Consider the following 24,005-nt stretch of genomic DNA (forward strand, 5'->3'; position numbering starts at 1 on the left):
TCTTTTGTTATAACTTATAGAGGCTTATGGACGTTCCTTCAATATCCATGGACAGGATACGAAGATACGCAGACATCTTATCTAAACTTGTCATCAGTTCCACCTTTGACTCTATCGCTGCTCTTCTGATTCTAAAGCCATCTCGTTTCACATCATTGCCTTTGGTGGGTGTATTGAGAATCATATCCAGTTTCTGCTGCTCGATGAGATCCAGGATAGATGGTTTTTCTTCCTCCAGTTTATGAACAAGCTCTGATTCAATTCCCCATTCATAAAGTTTTCTTCTGGTACCCTCGGTTGCGTAAAAGTGGAATCCAAGAGTCCTCATCATTCTGGCCAGGGGCTCAAACTTCTCCTTGTCCGCATCTCCAAGGGTGACGGCAATGTTTTTTCGTTCAGTCCTCAACTTGATGCCAGCCCCCAGAAATCCTTTGTACAGCGCTTCCTCCAAGGTATGGCCAGCGCCGAGCACTTCTCCCGTGGAACGCATCTCCGGCCCTAGGGAAGCCTCCACCTGGGGTAGCTTCTCAGTAGAAAACACTGGCACTTTTACCGTGGAGCCTTCAATCTCCTTATAAAGCTCTATACCGTATGGCATCTCTCTCAGTTTTCTGCCCAGCATTACTTCCGTAGCAATGGCTATGACCGGTAAACCTGTAACTTTTGTCATATAAGGCACAGTCCTGCTGGCTCTAGGATTCACTTCGATGATATAAAGATCCTCTTCTTTTACGATGAACTGCAGATTCATCATCCCCACGATATTCAACGCCTTTGCTAAAGTTCTCACCACTTGAAGAACCCTTTCTTTCATCTCCAAAGACACATTTACCGGCGGATAGATGCTGACGCTGTCTCCTGAATGGACGCCAGCATGCTCCAGATGTTCCATGATTCCTGGCACAAGTACATCTTCTCCGTCACATATGGCATCCACCTCCAGCTCCATCCCATCAATATACTGATCGATGAGCACCGGTGTCTTCTGGTCTTTCATAAAGGCATTCTTCAGATAATAGTTCAGCTCCTCTTCTCCATGGCAGATTTCCATTCCCTGTCCTCCCAGGACATAAGAAGGCCGGACTAAGACAGGATATCCAGCTTCCCGTGCAAAGGCCTCTCCCTGCTCCACATTCCAGACTCCTTTTCCTATTGGCCGTTTAATGGCATACTGCTCCAGTATCGCCTCAAACTTCTCTCTGTCCTCTGCAGCATCAATGGCTTCTGGTGCTGTACCTAAGATCGGCACATTTTTTTCCAGAAGGAATTTTGACAGTTTCACTGCAGTCTGACCACCAAATTGGAGGATCACTCCTTCAGGTTGTTCCAGCGCGATGATATTATAGACTTCTTCTTCCGTTAATGGTTCGAAATAGAGTTTGTCAGAAATATTAAAGTCCGTACTGACCGTTTCTGGATTGCTGTTCACAAGAATTGTTTCATAGTTGAGGTTCTTTAACGCTTTTATGGCATGAACACTGGAATAGTCAAACTCAATGCCCTGACCGATGCGGATGGGACCGGAACCAATGACCATGATTTTCTTTCTTCCCGATGGCACTGATTCTGACACCTGATCATAAGTGGAGTAGTAATAGGGCGTTCTTGCATCGAATTCTCCTGCGCAGGTATCCACCATTTTATAGGCGGGATGGATGTTCCACATCATTCTCATCTCAAAAATCTCATTGGGTGAGGTTTTTACAAGATCTCCAATCCCTTTGTCAGAAAACCCTTTCTGCTTGAGATTTCTTAGAATCTCCTCGGTGATGTTCTCCTTTTTCATGGATTCCAGCTGCTGCTCTAGTTTTACAATGCCTTGGATCTTATGGAGAAAATACCGGTCAATCCCAGTTTCCTGAGAGAGCTTCAATATATGCATCCCTCTTCGTAAAAGCTCTGCCAGATAGAAGATCCGTTCATCATTGGGATACATCACTTTTTCCTTTAATGTGAGAAAGCTCATATTTCTTGCTTCCTCATGGCGGAGTGCGTACTTTTTGATTTCCAGAGACCGCAGTCCTTTCAGCAGAGCACTTTCAAAACTGTTGCCGATGGACATGATTTCTCCTGTGGCCATCATCTTCGTGCCCAGCTTCCGGTCTGCTGTATAGAACTTGTCAAAGGGCCATTTGGGGATCTTCACCACCACATAGTCAAGAGAGGGTTCGAAGGCCGCGGTGGTTTTGTCTGTCACAGCATTGGGGATTTCATGGAGATGATACCCCAGCGCAATCTTCGCTGCAACCTTTGCAATGGGATATCCGGTAGCCTTGGATGCAAGAGCGGATGATCTGCTCACCCTTGGATTGATTTCTATCACCGCATACTGAAAACTATGGGGGTCTAAAGCAAACTGCACATTGCATCCGCCTTCGATACCCACTGCATCCACGATATGAAGCGCTGAACTTCGGAGCATCTGGAGTTCTTTATCTGTAAGCGTCTGAGCTGGTGCTACAACGATGGAGTCTCCTGTATGAATCCCAACAGGATCCACATTTTCCATGCTGCAGACTGCGATGGCGGTACCATTACTGTCTCGCATGACTTCAAACTCGATCTCTTTCCATCCTTTCACCGATTTTTCCAGAAGCACCTGATGCACACGGCTCAGCATAAGACCCTTTTCTGCGATGAGAAGAAGCTCCTCCTCATTTTCTGCGATGCCTCCTCCAGTCCCCCCCAATGTATAGGCCGGTCTAACCACGATTGGAAACTTGAGCATTTCCGCAGCTTCTTTCACCTCAGAAAGGTCGGAAACAATGAGGCTCTCCACCACCGGTTCTCCGATCTCTTCCATAAGATTTCTGAATATCTCCCGGTCTTCTCCTTTTCGTATGGAGTTGATGGATGTGCCAAGCACTTCCACCCCGTGGGCTTCCAGTACACCAAGATCGTACAGTTCCAGGGCCAGATTCAGTCCGGTCTGCCCTCCCATGCCTGGAAGGAGCCCCTGAGGTTTTTCTTTTTCTATGATTCTCGTAACAACCTCCACCGTCAATGGTTCCACGTAAACGATATCCGCCGTTTCCTTGTCTGTCATGATGGTTGCAGGATTGGAGTTCACAAGCACAACCTCCATTCCTTCTTCCCGGAGACTTTGACAAGCCTGGGCACCTGAGTAGTCAAATTCAGCACCCTGGCCGATGACAATGGGTCCAGAACCTAGGACAAGCACTTTTTTCAGATATTCTTTCTTAGGCATACTCTCTCTCCTTTTCCATCTCCAGCATCTGGTCAAAAATCACGCCTGCATCAGAAGGCCCCGGAGATGCCTCCGGATGAAACTGCACACTTCGCACCCGCAGCCTTTCTTCGCAAATCCCTTCTACAGTACCATCTTGAAGGCTTCTATGGGTAATGGATACCCCTTCTGGAAGCACGGTCACCACATATCCATGATTCTGACTGGTGATGAAGACCTTCCCGGTTTCCAGGTCTTGTACCGGATGATTGGCGCCACGATGACCATAAAGAAGCTTTTCCGTTTTTCCACCCAGGGCAAGGGCCAGCAGCTGATGTCCAAGGCATATGCCCAGCAGCGGCACTTTCCCCATGAGCTTTTTTACTTCCTGTAGAATCTCCTGGTATGACTCCGGGTCTCCTGGGCCATTGGACAGGAGAACTTTATCCGGATGCTCCGAAAGTATGACTTCCGCTTTGGTATCCGCAGGAAAAACTGTGACTGTCCAGTCTCTTTTCACGATCTCCTCCAGAATCCCTCTTTTGATGCCAAAATCCATCACAGCTACATGATGTTTTCCGCTTCCAAGGGTATACCGCTCTTTGGTGGTCACCGCAAGGGCCGGCTTCTCATTGTCAAAGCTTTGAAGCTTCTTTCTTATTTCTGTTGCAGTCTGTCTTCTGTCAGATAATAGACCTTTCATGGTGCCATGTTCCCGAAGAACTCTGGTCAGGGCTCTGGTATCGACAGATTCCATCCCGGGAACTCTGTGATGCTCGAGAAAATCTGGAAGGGGAATCTCACACCGGAAACCTGATGGCTCTTTTACAGCCTCCCGTACAATGAGCGCTTTCAGCTTGGGTCCATCGGACTGAAGATCTTCCAGGGTGATTCCGTAATTTCCTACCAGGGGCTGCGTGAGCACAACCATCTGTCCATGGTAGGAAGGGTCTGAGAGCAGCTCCTCGTATCCAGTCATCCCTGTATGAAAAACCACCTCTCCTATGGTTTCTTTCATTTCACCAAAAGACTGACCTTCGAAAACCATCCCGTTTTCCAAATGTAGAAAAATTTTCATGATTCCTCCTAAAATATGGTTCTGCTTCCGGGTTTCACAACTTCCATTCCACTTCTGCAAAGGGGACAGTCCTCTTTTTCATAGGTGCTGAACTGATAGGACACAGCACTGATTACAGGCAGATCCTCCAGCATGCTTTCTCCTCTTCGGTCGATGATGGATGCCACTGCAACCACCTCTGCACCATAGGCCTCCAGAACCTTCCGGGTCTCCAGTGTAGATTTTCCAGTGGTGAGCACATCTTCAGAGATGACCACCCTATCGCCTTTCTTCAATTCAAACCCTCTGCGAAGACTCATGACTCCATCTGTTCTTTCAGTAAAAATGGCTTCAATCCCCAGCTGTCTGCCAAGTTCATAAGCGACCAGAATCCCTCCCATGGCTGGTCCCACAATTTTGTCTATCTGCATTTCTTTCAGTTTCTCTGCTACAGGCTTCAGGATCACTTCTGCTTTGTCGGGGAATCTCAGCACTTTCGCACATTGCACATATCCTCCGCTGTGTTTTCCAGATGACAGCAGAAAATGTCCACTGAGCACCGCCCCAGTTTCTGCCAGTATTTCTTTGATCTTTTCTTCCATTTTCTATTCCTCCCACATTCCCTTTACACGATGCCTCGGATTTCTCCAATGTTCATCAGGTTTTCTTTTTCACAGTATCTTTCTAAATCTTCCACCATTTCTTTTCCCAAATATGGATTTACAAACTGTCCCGTTCCGATCATCACTGCAGCAGCACCAGCCATGAGAAAAGAGAGGGCATCTTTATAGGATACGATACCTCCCATTCCCACCACAGGCACTTTTACAGCCTTTACCGCCTGATGCACCATCCTTAATGCAATGGGTCTTACCGCAGGCCCTGAAAGGCCTGCATAGGTCTGATCAAAAACCACTTTCTTTTTATCCACATCAATGGCCATTCCCTGCACCGTATTGATCAGTGAGATGGCATCCGCTCCAGCCTCTTCACAAGCCTTTGCCATGTCCCCGATATGAGTCACATTGGGAGAGAGCTTGACCATGAGTTTATGTTTTGTGGCTTTTCTCACCGCTCTTGTAACTTTTTCTGCGCTCTTTGGATCCACACCAAAGGCCATTCCACCTTCTTTCACATTGGGGCAGGAGATGTTCAGTTCCAGCACATCTATGTCCGCTTCATTGAGAAGTCTGGCACCTTCCACATACTCTTCCAGTGTGTTTCCCCCCAGATTCACCACAAGCAAAGAGTCAATGGCTCTCATTCTCTTGTACTCTTCCTCAAGATATCTCCCCACAGAAGGATTCTCAAGTCCAATGCTGTTCAGAATTCCGGAAGGTGTTTCCCAGATCCGGATTCCTGAGTTTCCTTCTTTTGGGTAAAGCGTGAGTCCTTTACTCGATATCCCCCCCAGGAGACTTGGTTCGTAAAAGGAACGGAACTCCTCTCCATACCCAAATGTTCCTGATGCTGCAATGATCGGATTCTTCATGGTAAACCCTAAGAACTCTGTCTCCAGCCTATTCATAGAATACCTCCTCACCGGGGAATACCGGACCTTCTTTACATACTCTTTTGTTACCTTCCTTTGTATTGCAGGTGCAGCCAAGACAAGCTCCTACTCCGCAGGCCATATGTTTTTCCAAGGAGACGAAGACTGGTTTCCCGAACTCTTTGCCGTGGCTGGAGACTCTTCTCATCATCACCTCAGGGCCACAGGTGTAAAACACATCATACTTTTCATAGTCCACTTCTTCTGAAACATAACCACCGAAATTTAAGATGAGCGGAAGATTCAGTTCTTTGAAAACATCTACCACAGCATTTTCCTTCTGGAATCCGAGATACAGTGTAATCTCTTGATCCGGGTTCAACTCTCTCATGCGTTTTGCCGTATAGAAGAGTGGTGCTGCTCCCATACCGCCCCCCACCAGGGCAATATTCCGGCCTTCTGGAGTCAGATCAAATCCTTTGCCGAAAGGGCCATAGAAGTCAATCTCCATGCCTTGAGAAAGCCTTGAAAACTCTTTGGTTCCTTCTCCTATGACTTTATAAAGAAATGAGATGCTGTCTCCCTGAACATCAAAGATACTGAGAGGTCTCGACAGTAATGGAAAGCTGCCTGCGCTTCTTATCATAAAAAACTGGCCAGGTTCTGCATTCCCTTCATACTGTGCACGAAGAAGATACATCTCGTCGCCAAGAAATCTGTTTTCGAGAATTACTGCCATCCGATCAGATCCTCCTTCATGACAAGAGCTGCTTCACGGGCGAAGGAGGCAAAATCCATTCCTTCTGTTTTCCCAACATGAGCAGCGATGATTCCTCTGGAAGAGTTCACCACACCATTGATTCTTTTTTGGAACACTGGTCTTATATCCTCTCCTCTTCCACCCTGGGCACCATACCCTGGAATCAGGAAGAACATATTCGGGTAAAGCTCTGAGAGTTTTTCAAACTCCTTTGGATAAGTCAGCCCTGCCACAGCGCCCACCGCACTGAAGCCCGAAACACCCTGATAAGGTCTGCCCCATTTCTCTAAAAGATCCCCCATATGGAGATACAGCTCTTTCTCCCCTGAAATGAGTTCCTGAAGATCCCCTGCACTCTCATTGGAGGTATGGAGAAGTACAAAAATCCCTTTCTCCTTCTCCGTCAAATATGGATAAAACGGAGATACCGCATCTTCCCCCATATAGGCATTCACTGTGACAATGTCTGCTTCAAACTCCCCTGTCAGATGGGCTTTGGCATATTCTGACTGCGTAGCGAGAATGTCTCCTCTTTTGATGTCTCCGATGGATAGAATATTCTTCTCTCTCAGATATGCAAGGGTCTTTTTATAGGCTTCAAGACCCTGAAGTCCCATGGCTTCGTAATAAGCTATCTGAAGTTTGAAACAGGCAGCCAGATCCTCCGTATGGTCGATGATCTGCTTATTGAAGTGAAAAACCTTCTCAGATAAGGACCAGTCCTTCTCTTTCACTTCTTTTGGCAGATAACTTAATGCGGTGTCCAGTCCCACACAGATGGGGCTTTTTTCCAGAGCCTCTTTTTGAAGTCTATCGATGATCATAGTATATTTCTCCTCTCTTTATGGTCATTTTCACCTGACCTAGTACTCTTCTCCCAGCAAAGGGTGTGTTTTTACCCCGAGAGATCAAGTCGTCCGGATGGATCTCTGTGATTTTATGAAGATCCACCAGAACCAGGTTGGCCTCTCTTCCTATTTCAAAGGATCCCATGGGAAGTCCCAGTTTTTTTGCTGGATTCTCACTTAAGAGTTCCACCAGCTTGGATACTGAAAGGTCATTTTCCTGGAAGACAGTATGATACATGGAAAATGCATATTCAATATTGGATAAACCCGGCATGCCTTCCAGTTTGTCCTTTGCTGTATGTGGCGCATGATCTGTGGCTAAATGATCTATGGTGCCGTCTTTGATCCCCTCGATGAGCGCTTTCACATCTTCCTCTTTGGCAAACGGCGGATGAACCTTATAGGGTAGAGAGTGTGCAAAAAGGTGGTGGGGCGTGACTTCACAGGTGACTTTAATTCCCTGCCTTTTTGCTGCTCTGATCAGATCCACTGTTTCTTTTTCCGATACATGACATATATGGAGATTTCCACCAATCCTGCTGTTCAGCTCCAAGTATTTTCTTGTATACTCTGCCTCCGGCTCACAGTGGCAGGACACCGTGAAATCCAGTTCTTTGGAGTACTCCAGAGCTTTTTCCATAACTTCCATTGAGTCCAGGTTCTTCCCGTCATTTGAGAACATCGTAGTTACGGATCTCAAAGACTGAAAATCAACCAGTGCATTCTCAGTGTTTTGAAACTCCTCTGTCACCGCGGAAACCTGAGTCAGATCGCATAATGAGAGCTTCTTTGCTTTCTCGAGGTTTCTTATTACTTTTTCTTTTGTATCGGTGACAGGTTTCGTATTGGCCATGGCCGTAAGGTGGACGAATCCGCCTTTCAGTGCTGCACGCATGCCTGATTCCATATCTTCCTTCTCTGGAAATCCAGGTTCTCTCAGATGAGTATGAAGATCCACAAAAGCGGGCAGAAGTGCATAACCCTTTCCATCCACTACATGTTCTCCCAGAGGAAGCTGTTCCGGCAGAATCTCCTTAATGAGTCCATTCTCAATCACTAGGCTGCCTTTCAGTTCCTTTTGGGCATCGATCATGATCACATTGGTTATTATCATATCTATCTCCTTATAAGCTGGTATAGGTATCGCAGTAGCTGCATCGGTACATTTTTTTATCCACACTGCTGAGAAAGAAATCCGGATATGGAATCTCCTCCTGATGCGTGATGCACCTTGGATTCTTGCATTTCATGATTCCAGTGACTTTCTCTGGCAGTGTGAGCTTGATTTTTTTCACCCGCATTCCGTCTTCAATGTAGTTCACTGTGCTATTGGGATCCAAAAGACCAAGAACAGTCAGGTCTATACATAAATCTGTTTCTATCTTAATGAGGTCCTTCTTTCCCATCTTGTCACTGGGCACGTTCTGTAAAAGTACTACAACCTCTTCGATGTCCATGAGTCCAAGCTCCCGATAGATCCGGAATCCAGATCCATTTCTGATATGGTCAAGTACGATACCTTTTTTAATGTCAGATACATTGATCATGAAATCTCCCCCTTCTCCAGTAAAGTCATTATTAATGCCATTCTCACATACATGCCAAGTTTAGCCTGCTGAAAGTACACTGCTCTCGGATCGGAATCCACATCCTTTGCAATCTCCATGACCCTTGGAAGAGGATGCATGACAATGAGCTCTTTTTTCGCTTTTTGAAGTTTATCTTTAGACAGCACATAGAAATCTTTCAGTCGTTCATATTCTTCCGCACTGAAGAACCGCTCTTTCTGAACCCTGGACATATAGAGCACATCGGCTTCGGTTAACGCATCCTCCAGACTTTCCATTTCCATGTAAGTATCTGCAGACAAAGAATCTTTGATGTACTCGGGCATTCTCAGCTCCTTAGGCGAAACAAAGAGGAACTTGATTTCTGGGTATCTGCTCAAGGCTTTCACCAAAGAATGTATGGTCCTTCCAAAGAGAAGATCCCCACAGACAGCCACAACCAGATGATCCAGCCTTTTTTTATAGCTGCGGATGGTCATAAGGTCTGTCAGTGTCTGAGTGGGATGCTGGTGTCCTCCATCTCCGGCATTGATCAGCGGCATGGCTGACAGATACTGGGAAGCAAGTCTTGCAGCACCTTCTTTAGGATGTCTCATCACTGCCACATCTGCATAACACTCCACAGTTTTCAAAGTATCGCCCAGACTCTCCCCCTTCGCCACCGAAGACCCGCTCGGGTCATCAAATCCTATGACTTCTCCCCCAAGTCTTAACATGGCAGCTTCAAAACTGAATCGGGTTCTGGTGGAAGGCTCGTAAAAAAGACTGGCTAAAAGATTTCCTTTGCACACATCCAAATACTTTTCCGGATGCTGCTGAATCTTCTCTGCCAGTCTAAAGAGCTTTTCAAGCTCTTCCATTGTAAAATCCTGTGAGTCCAATAGATGCCTTGCCTTGTTCATTTTGTCCACTTCCTTTTATAAAAAATTCCATGAAAAAAGCCTTCCCGATAATTGGGAAGGCATCTACTTACGAATACACTCAGCAAGAATCTTCACTCCTGCTAAAATGAGAGGTGACCTGCCTGTATTTATTCTGCGAACAAAATACACCAGTCTCCTTCAATAATTCATACCTTCCTGATCTCTCGTATCAGATTAAAAGTAGTTTTTTCATTTCCCCCATTCTACTGGAGATGGGTCTCTCTTGTCAAGGATTCTACCGTAAAAAATAAGAAAATAAGAAAAATAAGATGTGCAGAAAAAGAACAGCAAAAAAAGGAGACGCTTACCTTGATAAGCACCTCCTTAACAGCTCACTTATTCCGCTTCGCCAAGGTATTTCTCGCAGGATATCGCTGCCACTGCGCCATCTGCTGCTGCAGTAACTACCTGTCTTATGGTGGTTTCTCTGATATCCCCTGCCGCAAAGACTCCAGGCACATCGGTTCTCATATAAACATCTGTGATGATTTCACCAAATTCATTCATTTTGATCTTTCCCTGGAAAAGATCTGATATGGGCTTATACCCTACAAATACAAACACACCTTCCACCTGAAGATGTGATTGTTCTCCTGTCAGCACATTCTTCAGCCTTAAACCTGTCAGAAGGCCTTTTTCCTCCGTTGCTTCTTCCACAACAGAATCCAGGATGAATTCAATCTTCTCATTCGCCTTCGCTTTATCCACCAGATACTGAGCCGCTCTAAACCCTTGTCTGCGGTGTATGATGGTCACCTTTGATGCAAATTTAGTCAGGTACAATGCCTCCTGAAGTGCTGAATCTCCACCGCCAATGACTGCAATGGGGAAATCCGTATAGAAATCCGCGTCACAGGTGGCGCAATAGGATACACCTCTGCCTCTCAGCTCTTTCTCTCCTTTGAATCCAACCATTTTAGGTTCTGCACCAGTAGCGATGATGACCGTTTTGGCCTGATATTCGCCTTTGGCGGTCTTGATCACCTTGATTTTCTCATCCAGCTGCACATCTATAATATCTTCTTTGATAAAATTCGTTCCAAAAGCTGCTGCCTGCTTTCTCATCTTTTCAGAAAGTTCCGGACCTGTAATCCCGATATCTGTTCCAGGATAATTGTCCACTTCAAATGTGGTTGCTACCTGTCCACCATAAGTTGCCTTCTCAATGAGTAAAGTGTCCAGTTTCCCTCTGCCTGCATATAAAGCTGCAGAAAGACCTGCAGGGCCTCCCCCCAAAATGATGGTATCGTAAATATGTGTCATAATGATCCTCCCCATGAATTCTCTTGTTCTATCATAATATAGATGTGGTTTTCATGCCATACCCTATTCTTATATTATACCCTATCCGGGTGTTTTGTAAATAGATTGCACGCAATTAAATATAGTGCTTGATAACGAGAAAGAGAGTGTCTTAGCGACACTCTCCATAACTTTATGCACTTAGGCAGAAAACGCCTACCAATTTAGGTCCAGCATGAACACCGAGAACGCATCCAACCTGTATCTCATAATAGCCAATGCCTTTATCTTCCAGATGTTTGATGACGGCTCTATTGGTCTCACTATCCAAAGAGTTGATTACCACAACTTTGGAACCTTCTCGTACAGGTGTGTTATCGATGAAGGATTTCAAAGCACTTAGTGCCTTTTTGCTTCCTCTTACCTTATCCATCATTTCAAGTTTTCCGTCTTTCAATGAAATCAGAGGTTTGATTCCAAGAAATCCTCCAATAGCGCCTACAGACTTGGGAATTCTTCCACCTTTGGCAAGAAACTCCAATGTATCAAAGGTAGCAAGAAGCTTTACTTCTTTTGCCGTTTTTTGAATTACTTCCACAACTTCTGAGAAGCTTTTCCCTCTTAAAATCATTTCCCCAGCTTCGACCAAGGATAGGAAAATCACACCAGAAACCCCTTCCGTATCAATGATGGTCACATCTTCCGTCTCCAGCATATCCTTAGCGATCACAGCCGATTGAAGTGTTCCTGAAAGGTGGGAGGAAATATGCACTGAGATGATCTTGTATCCTTCATCCAGATACTGCTTATAAACATCATGAAACTCCTGAGGATTCACCTGGCTTGTTGTAGGAAAAGGTCCTCCATTAAGTACCCCTTGATACATTTCTTCCAAAGAAATGGACTCACCATCTTTAAAACTCTGGCTCCCGATATGCACAGTCAGAGGCAATACATGAATATCATATTTTTTAATAAGTTCTGGGGTAAGATCACTTGTACTATCCGTAATCAGTTTAATTTTCTCCATTTGCTCCACTCCAATTTCTATTCTTTTTATTTGTCTTTCAAAATAATTTCTGTACTGAAAGTATACATTTTATGCTTTGAAGCTCAAAATAAAATGGAGGAAACTAAGAAAATTTTAAGAACTGATGGTTTTCCGGACACCTGACATGGACATGGCTTTGTGAAGAAGCACTGCAGCTCCTGTATTGAGAACTGAAGTAGGGAGGACAATGCCTACATACAGTGCGCTGAATGAAATGGGTGCTCCGCTGACATAAAGCCCCACTGACAAGAAGATCAGCCCACTGATCAGGGTTCCGAACAAGGTCCCTAGGAGTATTTCATTCTTTGGTTTCATGAGGTGAGAAAAGTTTTTGTGTACAGAGAAAAGTAACGTTCCTGTTATTGCTTTATCCACAAGATTGGCAATTTGACCTCCGGGAAATGTTGTGGTCATGGCAGTAATGATTCCACAGACCAGAGATACCGCCACTGCTTCTTTATAGGTATCCATCAGAAGCAGTGAGAGAAACATCATCACAAGAAGAAAATCCATCTTCATTCCACCAAGAAAAGGTACCCCTGGCACCAGCTGGTGAAGAATATAACCAAGAGCAATCAGCAGGGCAGCATACGTCATTTTTTTTACGTTCATAATCAAACATTCCTTTCAGATTCATATTGAAGAAGTCTTTTTGATGACTAAGTAGCACTGTCTTTCACCACATACCGATTCCTCCTTTCAAAATAAAATGGCAACAAAAAAGACTCCACCCACACAGGGCGAAGTCACTCGCGTTGCCACCTGATTTCGCGTATTGAAAATACGCATCTCATTTTCAGATACTAACATATCCTATCCCTTGTAACGGCGGGCACCCGTCAGATACTACTGCTATAGATTCTATAGGTTCGCTCTGCCTCTAGAAAGTCCATTCGGTCACGAAATTCTATGGAAGTTCCACCCATCTTCCACTCTCTTTAAGAATCCTCACTGACGTACTTCTCTTTCTCACGGAGTTTCATTTTTTTTGATTATATACCCCACAGAAAAAATATGCAAGAAAAACCTCCTGAACATTCGTCCAGGAGGCTAAAAGACAACTGAGGTTTTTGATGCTTATCTCTGAGATTTATCGTAAGGGATACCTTCTGCTTTAGGCGCTCTAGACTTCTTGGATGTGAAGGCAAGAACCACCATAGTCGCAACATAGGGAAGCATCTTATAGTAGGTCTGATTGATGCCTAGGTTGTTCAGGAATGGTATCAGTGAAACAGAATACGCAAGAGTTCTTAAGAATGCAAAGAACAGAGCTGCTCCAAAAATCCGAATTGGTTTCCACTGACCAAAAATCATAACAGCCAAAGCAAGGAATCCAAATCCAGCGACTCCTGTATGACCGTTGATATTTCCATCTAATACACCGATGGAGTAGAAGAATCCACCGATTCCGCCAAGGACACCCGAAATGCTCACTCCAGCATATCTCATGACATAAACATTGATTCCTACAGAATCTGCAGCTTGTGGATGTTCTCCACAGGCTCTCAGTCTTAGACCAAATCTGGTTTTATAGAAAATTATGGTTGCAATCACAAGGAAAACCAGACCAATATACACTGTAATATAAGTATTCTGGAAGAATAGTGGTCCAATTACTGGAATGTCACCCAATCCTGGTACACTTCTTATAAAGAATCTCACATTTGTCGTAACACCATCAGAATTGAAGAACATCTTAGAGAATAAGAGCACCATGGCTGGAATCAGCATATTCAAAGATGTACCTGTAATGGTCTGATTGGCCTTCATGGTCACTGCTGCAAAGGAGAGCAGCAGTGAGTAAATAAATCCAGCAACCGCCGCTACCAGCATTCCAGTAAGGAGTATCGTCTGAGGTCCCATCCCTGTGCCTTGAACGTTATATACATACAAAGCACCAAAGTAAGCTCCAAAAAGCATGATACCTTCAAGACCGATATTAATCACACCACTTCTCTCACTGAACATTCCGCCCAAAGCTACAAGAAGAAGGGGAATTGCAACTGGAAGCATATTTTGTATGAGATAATATAAAGTTTCCATTATTTCGCCTCCTTTGTATTGCTGGACGCATCTTTATCCCCAATACTCTTTGCTTCAGAGACTTTATGTCTTCTTTCTCTTAAGTTCTTTAAGAACTTTGCAAAGCCTGCGTTCATAATCATAGCAAATGCAGAGAAGTAAATGATGACTGCAATAACCACATCGATGATCTCAGGTTTAAAACCATGAAGGCTCGCCAGTGTTCCACCTCTCTGGATGTGAGAAATAAACACAGAAGAGAAAATGATACCAATGGGATGTGCACTTCCAAGAAGTGCTACCGCAATACCATTGAACCCGTTGGCAGCGATGATGTTGATTGGTTCATAAGTCATACTGCTTCCTGCAATGGCTGATGGAGCCAGAATAGCGAAAGCACCACCTAAGCCCGCCAGACCACCAGCAATGACCATGGTCAGGATGATATTTCTTTTTCCTTTCATACCTGCGTAATCTGCTGCAGTCTTATTGAATCCCGTGGCCTTCAGTTCATATCCAAAGGTGGTCTTCTGAAGGACGATATAAAGAATAACACCGATGATCACCGCAAAAATGATACCAAAATTCACATTGGATCCTTCCACACCTAGTGTTGGAATCTGCACATGCTTTGGCAGATAATTGGTTCTTGTAGTGGAAGAAACATACATGGTTCCATTCCCTTGAATCAGCATATCCACCAGATACATACCAATATAGTTGAACATAATGGATGTGATAACTTCATTTACATTCAGAAGTGCTTTGAAGATACCAGGAATGAATCCCCAGATCATACCACCCACAAGACCTGCAAGGATAGCCACTACCCAGTGAATACCCTGTGGCAGGTCCCACATGAATCCGACATAAAGAGCAAAGAACATACCCATGGTATACTGGCCTGATGCACCAATATTGAAAAGGCCCATTTTAAAGGCAAATCCAACTGCAAGACCGGTCATCAGGATTGGAGTCGCAAAATAGAACACATCTCCAATTCTCTGGAATCCTCCGCTCACGACACTTTCAAACCCTTTAAATGCATTACCGGCATCTGCCACAAGCATGACAATGAATCCGAATACAAGTCCTAGAACAATGGCCAGAAGTGCCGCTGTAAAAGAGGAGAATCCTTTGCTGTGCGTCATATCTTTCAGTTTTTCGCCAAAACTTTTTGCATTCTTTTTATCCTGCATAACTAGTCTCCTTTACAGTATCCCGCTTAGCACCGGACATATAGAGTCCGAGTTCTTCCACGGTTGTATTCTTAGGATCCAGTTCTCCAACAATCTCGCCTTCATACATAACGAGTATACGATCGCTGACATCCATAACTTCATCCAGTTCCAGAGAAACCAGAAGTACGCCTTTTCCTTTGTCTCTTGTTTCCACAAGCTGTTTGTGAATATATTCTATGGCACCAACATCAAGACCTCTAGTTGGCTGTACTGCCACAAGAAGTTCATGCTTCTTATCGATTTCTCTCGCAATGATGGCCTTCTGCTGATTACCACCAGACATACTTCTAACCTGAGTCACGGGTCCCTGTCCACTACGTACATCAAAACGGCTGATTAAGGTTTCAGCATACTTTCTCATGGCATCAAATTTCAGGAATCCGTTTTTCTGGAATTCTGGCTGCCAGTATCTTTGAAGAATTAGATTCTCCTCCAAGCTGTAGTCCAGTACCAGACCATGCTTATGTCTGTCTTCAGGAATATGACTGATTCCTGCAACAGAACGCTCTCTGATGGATGATTTTGTAAGATCCTTACCAAGAAGAGAAATGGTTCCACCTGACATTTTCTCAAGTCCGGTGAGGGCAGAGACAAACTCAGTCTGACCATTTCCGTCAATTCCAGCTAAGCATACAATTTCACCCGCTCTTACATCGAAAGAAACATTCTTCACTGCATTGTTCTTATGGGTCTTGCTGGGTACAGTGACATTGCGAACAGACAGTACCACATCTTTAGGTTCTGCTGGTGTCTTCTCAACACTGAAGCTGATGTCACGTCCAACCATCATCTTGGAAAGCTCTTCCTTTGTGGTATCCTTTACATCGACGGTACCAATATATTTACCTTTACGCAGAACAGTACAGCGATCTGCTACTGCTTTGATCTCATTCAGTTTATGCGTGATAAACAGAATGGATTTTCCTTCCTCAGCAAAGCCTCTCATAATCTGCAGAAGTTCTTCTATTTCCTGTGGTGTAAGAACAGCCGTTGGCTCGTCAAAGATGAGGATTTCGTTTTCTCTGTAGAGCATTTTAAGAATTTCCACTCTCTGCTGCATACCTACAGATATTTTTTCAATCACTGCATCCGGGTTTACTTTAAGACCATATTTTTCGCTTAATTCGACAACTTTTTTCCGTGCCTCAGCCTTTTGAAGGAAGCCCATTTTATTTGGCTCAACACCTAGAATGATATTCTCAAGCACAGTAAAAATCTCCACCAGCTTAAAATGCTGATGTACCATTCCAATTCCCAAGGCATTGGCATCATTTGGGTTATTGATCTTGACGACCTTCCCATCTTTCAGAATTTCGCCTTTTTCTGCCTGATACAATCCAAAGAGGACGCTCATCAGCGTAGATTTTCCTGCACCATTCTCACCAAGCAGTGCATGAACCTCACCTCTTTTCAAGTTGAGGGTTATATTGTCGTTCGCGATAATACCGGGGAATTCTTTTGTTATATTTTTCATTTCAATAATATAATTTTCCACTTTAACCTCTCATTATCACTTTATTTTTTAGTTGGAAAATGGGGGAAAACTCACGCCTTCCCCCATTGATAACTCATACTTGCATAAGGCAAAGGCCACTATGACATGAATGCTTTACCTTACTATCTTACAGAAACCTTAACTTTAGCCAGTCCAAGACCTGCAACAAGCTCTTCAGCAGTAGCGTATCCTGTTTCAGCTGCAACTTCAATGTTTCTAACTGGCACTACAGATCCATCAGCAAGTGTTGCAAATACCTTATCGTATGCAGCCTTGTCAAAGGACTCGAATCTGTCGAATGCATCAGCCTTGTCATCTCCGATAACGATGGTTGGAAGACCAACACCGTCATTGGCAGCGTTGAAGTATGTGGTTGTTCCACCATAGGTATCCCAGCTGTTTGACTTGTAGATTGCGTCAAGAACAGCAACTACAGATGCAGCAAGTCCCTTTGTAGCAGAAGTGATAACAGTTTCGCTGTCATATCTCTGGTCAACGTCAACACCTATTACCTTAGCATCGGATTCAGAAGCTGCGGACATTACAGACTTACCAACTGCTCCACCAGCAGCGAAAATTACTTCGATGCCTTCCTGGTACATGGTCTTAGCTGTAGCCTTGTTGGTGTCGTTCTCTTCAAAGTTTCCTGTGTAGTGATAGATTGCTTCGATAGCACCATCAGCAAGTCCAAGCTCTGCTGCTGCTGCTTCAGCTCCCTGAAGGTATCCATAACCGAAAGCCTGTACAGCTGGTACAGCCATACCACCCATGAATCCAAGCTTTGTCATGCCGTCCATTACAGCAGCATATCCAGCAAGGAAACCGGACTGTTCTTCGGAGTACATTACAGATGCAACGTTCTTTTCAGTTTTGAAAGTAGCGTAGTCAGCTGTATGAGGTGCTCCATCAAGAAGGATGAACTTCACTTCTGGGTACTTTGTCTGTGCTTCATAGATTGGCACTTCAAAAAGGAATCCAGGAGTAACGATTACTTTTGCTCCACCAGTTACAGCAAGATCGATGGCTGCAAGGTATCCAGCATCAGAAGCTTCTTCTGGCTTGTAGTACTTATGAGTGATGTTGTTGGCTTCTGCAAACTCAACTACACCTTCCCATGAACCCTGGTTGAATGACTTGTCGTCAATATTTCCCTTGTCGGTGATCAGAGCAATTTCGAATCCTGAGCCTTCGCCTTCGCCTTCAGACTTAGATCCGCAACCAACCACGATCATACCAACCATCAAGATTGACATAACAATTGCAAGCATTTTTTTCATTAAAAAACCCTCCAAATAATTCGTTCGACTTTAATGTCGTTGGTCTTATTATATCTTTTTTACAAAAAAACCACAACTATTATCGTCTCTGAAATGCCGTAATGTACGTGTTTTTTTTGAAAATCACACTTATATTATGAACAAACAGTGAATAAACCTGTATCGTTTACAGTAAAAATAAAAGAACAGATTTTCAAACCCATTGAAAACCAGTTCTTTTGGTAATATACCGAACTTTTTATATATTTATACCATATTTGGATATCCCATTTGTCTCAATGCTTCATAAGCTACAATAGCTACAGTATTCGACAGATTTAGACTTCTTGTTGTTGTCTCAATCATCGGTATCCTGAACAGCTGTTCCTGGTTTTCCGCCATAATATACTCTGGCAGTCCGCTGGACTCTCTTCCAAAAACAATAAAGTCATTATCCTGAAACTTCACTTCAGAATGAAACTTCTTTCCTTTGGTACTGGAAAAGTAAAAAGTGGCATCTGGATACTTCTCCCTCAGTTCCTCATAACTGCTGTAAAGTGTCACATCAAGTTCCTTCCAGTAGTCCAGTCCTGCTTTAGCTACAGTTTTATCATCAATGTGGAACCCCATTGGACCTATAAGATGGAGCTTTGCCCCCGTAAGTACGCAAGTTCTCCCAATATTTCCCGTATTTTGTGGTATTTCAGGTCTGAATAAAACGATATTGATCACTTAACTACCCCTCGTTCAGTATGAATTTCTCAATTAATGTAGCAACACCGTCATTCATATTGCTTTCCGTGATATATTTTACATAAGGGAAAACACTTTCCATGGCATTCCCCATAGCCACAGGCATTCCAACAACCTGAAGCATAGGCAGATCATTTTCTGAATCTCCCACGGCAATAATCTCTTCCGCATGAATGCCCAGCTCTTTTGCCAAAGCCAGCACACCCAGTCCTTTATCCGCCTTGTAGGAGGTGAACTCCACATTATCTGCACCGGAGCTTACAACTTTCACTCGCTTGTTTTTCATCACTTCTTCTTTGATGGAAGCGATCTTATCCATGGATGGGAACACAATTCCTTTTTGTATGGTATTTCCAGTCTCAGATAAAATATCTTTTAAGGTGAACTCCTCATTGATATATCGGATATGGATTCTCCGATTCTCTGGAAGTGTTTTGCTAAGCCTTTCATAGCGACCGACATAGTCTCTGTACTCTGCAACATACATGGTTCCATGGTTGTACCAGTTGATTCTGGTGTCGTATTTTTTCAAAGTTTCATCTATGCTGAGTATATCTTCAAGAGCCAAGTTCTCTTCGTAATAAACCACTTCTCTATCACGGTCACTGACATAAGCTCCGTTAGAAGATACAATGGGGTCTGTAAGACCCAGCTCATCCGAATACTGCAATGCGCTCTGATGCATTCTACCTGTGCTCAGCGCAACCACAATCCCTTTTTCTTTGGCTTTCCTCACCGCATTTTTTACCCGTTCTGAGACGGTCAGATCATCACGGATCAGTGTTCCATCAATATCAATACAAATCATTTTATACATTCTATATCCTCCTGGCCTCATTTCTACTATCATATCATATTACAGAAAATGCTTTTTCATAAAAGCAAAGATTGGGCCACGATAATCCTTCACGATACCGTATACATCTTCATAAAACTCCTGTCTTTGAGTAAACTCGCCAGGTTCTCCACTGAACTCTTCTTTATAGACTTCTGAAACAAGTGTCTCCATCTGAGTTCGGATTTCCTCGTCTTTGATTCTGGCTGCCATCTCCAAATAAGTTTCTCCTGGTTCTTTCCTGTAATAAATGAATGAGAAAAGTTTCAGCATTTCTCTGAAATAAGGTTTTAGTGATCCGCTGTTTATCATCCTCTGACGCTTCATCTTTTTATAAGCTGCCCTAGATGCAGCTGCCATCAAAAGAAGCCCTATAACCAGAAGGATCACATTTCTTCTGGTCCGCTCTATCTTCTGTTCTTCCGGACTTTGTCCTGGAGTATCCGTACCTTCTTCTTCTGGTGGAACTTCAGTTTCTGGCGTTTCAGATGGTGTTTCCACCCCTTCTTCACCTTCTGGATTTTCTACTTCCGGTTCTTCTCCATAAATCAGCTCCCGAGGAGTTCCTGTTGCATCAAAAATCTGCCAGATATCATTTTCTTCGTCAACGAGCACCTCAGTCCAGGCATGAGCATCACTGTTTCGTATGATATATTCTCCATCGACAACCTCTTCCGACATTTTGAATCCTTCCACATATCGGGTGGGTACTCCCGCTATCCGAAGCATCACAGTCAGAGCTGTCCCAAAATAAACACAGTATCCTTCTTGTACTTCAAACAGAAAGTAATCCACAAAATCTGTATTTTCCGGGAGAGCTCCTGGCGTGAGGGTATAACTGTAATTCTCTCTAAGATAGTTTGTCAGCACCTCCGCTTTTTCATAGTTACGCATGGAGTCGTCCACAAGGCTGTTCACAAGATCCACCGTTCTTGGTGTCAAAGTGCTGTGGATCTGCAGATAAGGACTGTACTTCATGTAGAAATCTGAGGCATGGACATTCTTCGGAAGTCTTCTGATATGATCCTCGATGAGATCTTCTCTGAAGTACGTAATGTCATAATTATTGATGACCGTTTTATTGCTTGTGTAGGTGCTTCTTTCATCATTATAAAAGAGCAGTGCCAGATTATTGGAGAATGCCACTTCTTTTGTATAAATGCTGCTGAAAAGGTTTGATGTCATTTCCACAACGGGTCTGATCTCTAATCTTCTAAGATCTTCATTCACTGTAAGTCTTTCATAGTATGCTGTCTTTTCGGAAGATAGACTTCCATTGGGCTCATATTCAACCACATCTCTAGCCCAGCGGTCTCCCAAATACTCCGTTCTCACAGTTCCTCTTAAATAAATAGGTTCCTCTCCAAAGGCTCTCATTACCTCATCTTCACTGATGGAGATGTCTCCTCCAAGAAGCGTTTCTGAATCATTGTACCCAGTCATGGCAATGCCGAAGGGATCTCTGATGCTTGAGCCCGTGATGCTTCCTTGGGGCACGACCTGACCATTGAAATAATTGAAGAGTCTATCAGAATATATTCCCTTCGCCTCCACATCTATAAATGCAGATCCAATTGTGATGATGAGAGTAAGGACTACGGCTTCAACGAGTCTTCTATTGCGATTTATTTTAAGCACTTTAGCTTCCTGATCCACAAGAGTTGTTCTGTAGAAAAGAAGACTGAATGCCCACACAGGAACAAAAAATCTAGCATACTCATAGGTATTGCCATAATAATCTACGATCCATAGAAAGAGGAGCAGCCCCATATCCAGAATCACCATATTGTATGGAAAAATATACAAAGTCAAGCTCAGTATCACTGCCCCAGTGAGCATCATGACTTTCAGCACATTCAGAAAGTCTGTGAACTGAATGCTCAGACCATCCATGATGGTGGCGTTGATGACTGCGATATCTGAGGGAATCTGCAGTAGATCAATGGTTCTCACCGCATGGTAAAGAAAGTATGCTGATACTGCACCGAGTAAAAAGAAACCAATCCGGTAATAAAGATTCTCTCCTTTCAGCATCCCTAAAAAACCCAAAGTCAAGAGAACTGGCAGCAATGCGAAGGCCATAATCTCTGTATGCTTGAATCCCTCAATAAAATATGCACTTTCCATGACCATCCCCATGATGATCATATTAAAAAAAATGATCACCAGTGGAATGACTTTATTTTTTAATTGGCTCATACTTATTCCCCTATATATTTCAGTGTGATTCCTTCATAGTCCGCATCTTTTTTCAGGTCATCCTCCACGGCAAACCAAGTGATGGCATTGTATTTATCTTTCAGTTTCAACACCACCTTGGTCAGAAGCGGATTTCTGTTGCCTGTGAAAAGGATAATGGAAGAAGCACTTTGAAATAAATCCGTTTTCTCATTCATAAAGTCCTGCATTGGCTTTTTCCCGTTGGAATCATGATCCACCATATACTCCACCAGAGCTTCATGCTGACTCATTCTTCGAAGATCAAACTCTTTCCTTTCCAATCCATTGATCACAACTTTATGTTCTTTTCCCTCTTTCAGAAGAAGAGCTGACACTGCAAGAGCCTCGGCTACCAGGGCTTCTTCTTTTGCCCCATCCTGATCCAATCTGTAAATCTCTTCACACATATCAATGACAAGGAGGTAATCAATCCCCTTGTTCTGTTCGCCTCGTCGGACATAAAGTTCTCCATATTTTGCAGAAACCTTCCAGTTGATCCGTTTCAGACTGTCTCCGACATTATATCTTCTCATTTCTCGAATCATATGGGGATCTTCGAGATTTGACCTGGACTGTTTGATCCCTTCGCTGCCCACACCAAGTTCAAAGAGAGTTTCCGGAAGCACCCTGGATTTAGGGTATACCCTCACACTTTCATTTCTCAGATTTTTTCTGACAGTAAATATATTGAAAAAATCCCGAATCTCCAGACTCAGATTCTGAAACTCATAAGTTCCTCTCTTGGGAAAATAGAAATGAAACATGATCTGCGCTCTATTCCGTGCACTGACGCTCCGGGTCTCAATCTCGGTATACTTGTTGATCGCTGTGACATAAGGCAGAAAAAGCCTTGAATCATTGTAAATCTGAAGATTCAGCTTACCTGTCTCAAAGACCTCATATCGATCCTTCATATAGATCAGTTTACCAGATACTTTTCCTGAGAAAACCGTAATATAAGCCACTCCTAGAACAAACATACTGATCATGATGAAATATAATGAAGTGAACACAATCCCACCAATTGTATAATAAAGCACGATAGAAATCAGAAGACCGATGATAAACCTAAAATCCATCTTCATGGCTATGCATCCATTCTTGGAGGCTCCACAGAAGCTACTATGAGCTGCACAGCTTCATAGGCACTGCTGCCTTGTCCTCTGGCATAAGAAGAAAGAATCAGCCTGTGGGCCAGGACCATTCCCGTATTCTCCTTCACATCCTCCGGAATCACATAGTTTCTCCCCTGCATCAAGGCTGATGCCTGACTGATCCTCATGAGGGCAATGGAAGCTCTGGGACTTGCACCGAGTGCAAAAAACTTGCTTTCTCTTGTTTCTTTGACAATATCCACAATATACTTATAGATACCTTCTGTAACCTTCACTTCTCTGGTTTTTCTCTGGAGCATCATCACATCTTCTTTGGAAGCAACAGGTCCGATATTTTCAATGGGAATCTCCTCTCTGGTATTCCGAAGTATATGCATTTCATCCTGAATGGAAGGGTACCCCATTTTGATGCGGATCATAAATCTGTCCAGCTGAGCTTCCGGCAAATTGAAGGTTCCTTCGTACTCAATGGGGTTTTGGGTGGCCATGACAAAAAATGGTCTTTCCAGTAAATAACTCTTGTTTCCTTCAGAAACCTGAGTTTCCTCCATGACTTCCAAAAGTGCTGCCTGTGTTTTGGGCGACGTACGGTTGATCTCATCAGCCAAGACCACATTTGCAAAAACAGGTCCTTTTCGGAACTCAAAACTCATCTCCTTCTGATTATAAATGGATACCCCCAATATGTCCGAAGGCAGAAGGTCTGGCGTAAACTGGATTCTGGAATAGCTGAGATTTAAACTCTTGGCCAGAGCTTTCACAAGGGTGGTCTTTCCGATTCCCGGGATATCTTCAATGAGGATATGTCCTCCTGCCAAGATTCCCTTCAGGATATTTTTTACGACATTATTCTTACCGATGATTACTTTTTCCACATTCTGTTCAATCTTCTTTACATATTCCATTTAGCGATGCTCCTTTATTCCTGAATAACTCAAGA

Annotated in this window: 21 protein-coding genes and 1 other annotated feature; all 21 genes read right to left on the reverse strand. The window is 43.7% G+C overall.

Annotated elements, in window-relative coordinates; translation table 11 throughout:
- Positions 1-7: 7 nt before the first annotated feature.
- On the reverse strand, positions 8-3,208 hold the full coding sequence (gene carB / locus DEF30_RS08520; protein ID WP_294098192.1) for a carbamoyl-phosphate synthase large subunit: 3,201 nt from the start codon (positions 3,206-3,208) through the stop codon (positions 8-10).
- Complete coding sequence (locus DEF30_RS08525; protein WP_294098194.1) at positions 3,201-4,265, reverse strand: carbamoyl phosphate synthase small subunit; 1,065 nt, start codon at positions 4,263-4,265, stop codon at positions 3,201-3,203. Before DEF30_RS08525 ends, carB begins: the two co-directional genes overlap by 8 nt.
- A gap of 8 nt (positions 4,266-4,273) precedes the next feature.
- Entirely contained in the window at positions 4,274-4,846 is a 573-nt protein-coding gene (gene pyrE, locus DEF30_RS08530; protein ID WP_294098197.1) for an orotate phosphoribosyltransferase, read from the reverse strand.
- A 23-nt stretch (positions 4,847-4,869) separates the two neighbouring features.
- Positions 4,870-5,772, reverse strand: coding sequence for a dihydroorotate dehydrogenase (locus DEF30_RS08535; protein ID WP_294098199.1), 903 nt, complete (start codon positions 5,770-5,772; stop codon positions 4,870-4,872).
- The gene (locus DEF30_RS08540; RefSeq protein ID WP_294098201.1) at positions 5,765-6,475 is read right to left on the reverse strand and encodes a dihydroorotate dehydrogenase electron transfer subunit; all 711 of its coding nucleotides are present in this window, start codon (positions 6,473-6,475) and stop codon (positions 5,765-5,767) included. Before DEF30_RS08540 ends, DEF30_RS08535 begins: the two co-directional genes overlap by 8 nt.
- Positions 6,466-7,320: an orotidine-5'-phosphate decarboxylase gene (pyrF, locus tag DEF30_RS08545; RefSeq protein ID WP_294098204.1), complete on the reverse strand. Its 855-nt coding sequence runs from the start codon at positions 7,318-7,320 to the stop codon at positions 6,466-6,468. Before pyrF ends, DEF30_RS08540 begins: the two co-directional genes overlap by 10 nt.
- Complete coding sequence (locus DEF30_RS08550) at positions 7,307-8,458, reverse strand: dihydroorotase (RefSeq protein ID WP_294098208.1); 1,152 nt, start codon at positions 8,456-8,458, stop codon at positions 7,307-7,309. Before DEF30_RS08550 ends, pyrF begins: the two co-directional genes overlap by 14 nt.
- Positions 8,459-8,468: 10 nt before the next feature.
- Positions 8,469-8,891 (reverse strand): aspartate carbamoyltransferase regulatory subunit, encoded by a 423-nt coding sequence (locus DEF30_RS08555; RefSeq protein ID WP_294098211.1) that lies wholly within the window; start codon positions 8,889-8,891, stop codon positions 8,469-8,471.
- Complete coding sequence (pyrB, locus tag DEF30_RS08560; RefSeq protein WP_294098214.1) at positions 8,888-9,814, reverse strand: aspartate carbamoyltransferase; 927 nt, start codon at positions 9,812-9,814, stop codon at positions 8,888-8,890. Before pyrB ends, DEF30_RS08555 begins: the two co-directional genes overlap by 4 nt.
- A 357-nt stretch (positions 9,815-10,171) precedes the next feature.
- Positions 10,172-11,098: a thioredoxin-disulfide reductase gene (gene trxB, locus DEF30_RS08565; protein ID WP_294098215.1), complete on the reverse strand. Its 927-nt coding sequence runs from the start codon at positions 11,096-11,098 to the stop codon at positions 10,172-10,174.
- Positions 11,099-11,270: 172 nt separating this feature from the next.
- Entirely contained in the window at positions 11,271-12,107 is an 837-nt protein-coding gene (locus tag DEF30_RS08570; protein ID WP_294098216.1) for a DegV family protein, read from the reverse strand.
- Positions 12,108-12,221: 114 nt separating this feature from the next.
- Complete coding sequence (locus DEF30_RS08575; protein ID WP_294098218.1) at positions 12,222-12,740, reverse strand: tryptophan transporter; 519 nt, start codon at positions 12,738-12,740, stop codon at positions 12,222-12,224.
- Positions 12,741-12,861: 121 nt separating this feature from the next.
- Positions 12,862-13,110 (reverse strand) — a binding site (T-box leader).
- Positions 13,111-13,205: 95 nt separating this feature from the next.
- Complete coding sequence (locus tag DEF30_RS08580) at positions 13,206-14,171, reverse strand: ABC transporter permease (RefSeq protein WP_294098220.1); 966 nt, start codon at positions 14,169-14,171, stop codon at positions 13,206-13,208.
- Complete coding sequence (locus DEF30_RS08585; protein WP_074910791.1) at positions 14,171-15,349, reverse strand: ABC transporter permease; 1,179 nt, start codon at positions 15,347-15,349, stop codon at positions 14,171-14,173. The genes DEF30_RS08580 and DEF30_RS08585 overlap by 1 nt, the downstream gene beginning before the upstream one ends.
- Positions 15,339-16,886 (reverse strand): ABC transporter ATP-binding protein, encoded by a 1,548-nt coding sequence (locus DEF30_RS08590; RefSeq protein WP_074910793.1) that lies wholly within the window; start codon positions 16,884-16,886, stop codon positions 15,339-15,341. The genes DEF30_RS08585 and DEF30_RS08590 overlap by 11 nt, the downstream gene beginning before the upstream one ends.
- 122 nt (positions 16,887-17,008) lie before the next feature.
- Positions 17,009-18,163 carry a BMP family ABC transporter substrate-binding protein gene (locus tag DEF30_RS08595; protein WP_294098229.1) on the reverse strand — a complete coding sequence of 385 codons (1,155 nt, stop codon included), beginning with the start codon at positions 18,161-18,163 and terminating at the stop codon, positions 17,009-17,011.
- Positions 18,164-18,409: 246 nt separating this feature from the next.
- Positions 18,410-18,874 (reverse strand): tRNA (cytidine(34)-2'-O)-methyltransferase, encoded by a 465-nt coding sequence (locus DEF30_RS08600; protein WP_294098232.1) that lies wholly within the window; start codon positions 18,872-18,874, stop codon positions 18,410-18,412.
- A gap of 4 nt (positions 18,875-18,878) precedes the next feature.
- Positions 18,879-19,712, reverse strand: a complete 834-nt coding sequence (locus tag DEF30_RS08605) for a Cof-type HAD-IIB family hydrolase (protein WP_294098233.1) — start codon at positions 19,710-19,712, stop codon at positions 18,879-18,881.
- Between the two features lie 39 nt (positions 19,713-19,751).
- On the reverse strand, positions 19,752-21,929 hold the full coding sequence (locus DEF30_RS08610) for a transglutaminase-like domain-containing protein (RefSeq protein WP_294098235.1): 2,178 nt from the start codon (positions 21,927-21,929) through the stop codon (positions 19,752-19,754).
- 2 nt (positions 21,930-21,931) lie between these two features.
- A complete protein-coding gene (locus DEF30_RS08615) occupies positions 21,932-23,035 on the reverse strand; it encodes a DUF58 domain-containing protein (RefSeq protein WP_294098237.1) in 1,104 nt (367 codons plus the stop codon).
- Positions 23,036-23,037: 2 nt separating this feature from the next.
- The gene (locus DEF30_RS08620; RefSeq protein ID WP_294098239.1) at positions 23,038-23,970 is read right to left on the reverse strand and encodes a MoxR family ATPase; all 933 of its coding nucleotides are present in this window, start codon (positions 23,968-23,970) and stop codon (positions 23,038-23,040) included.
- Positions 23,971-24,005: the final 35 nt, after the last annotated feature.

It is taken from the genome of Proteiniclasticum sp. (genome assembly GCF_003514505.1).
Taxonomy (GTDB): Bacteria; Bacillota; Clostridia; order Clostridiales; family Clostridiaceae; genus Proteiniclasticum.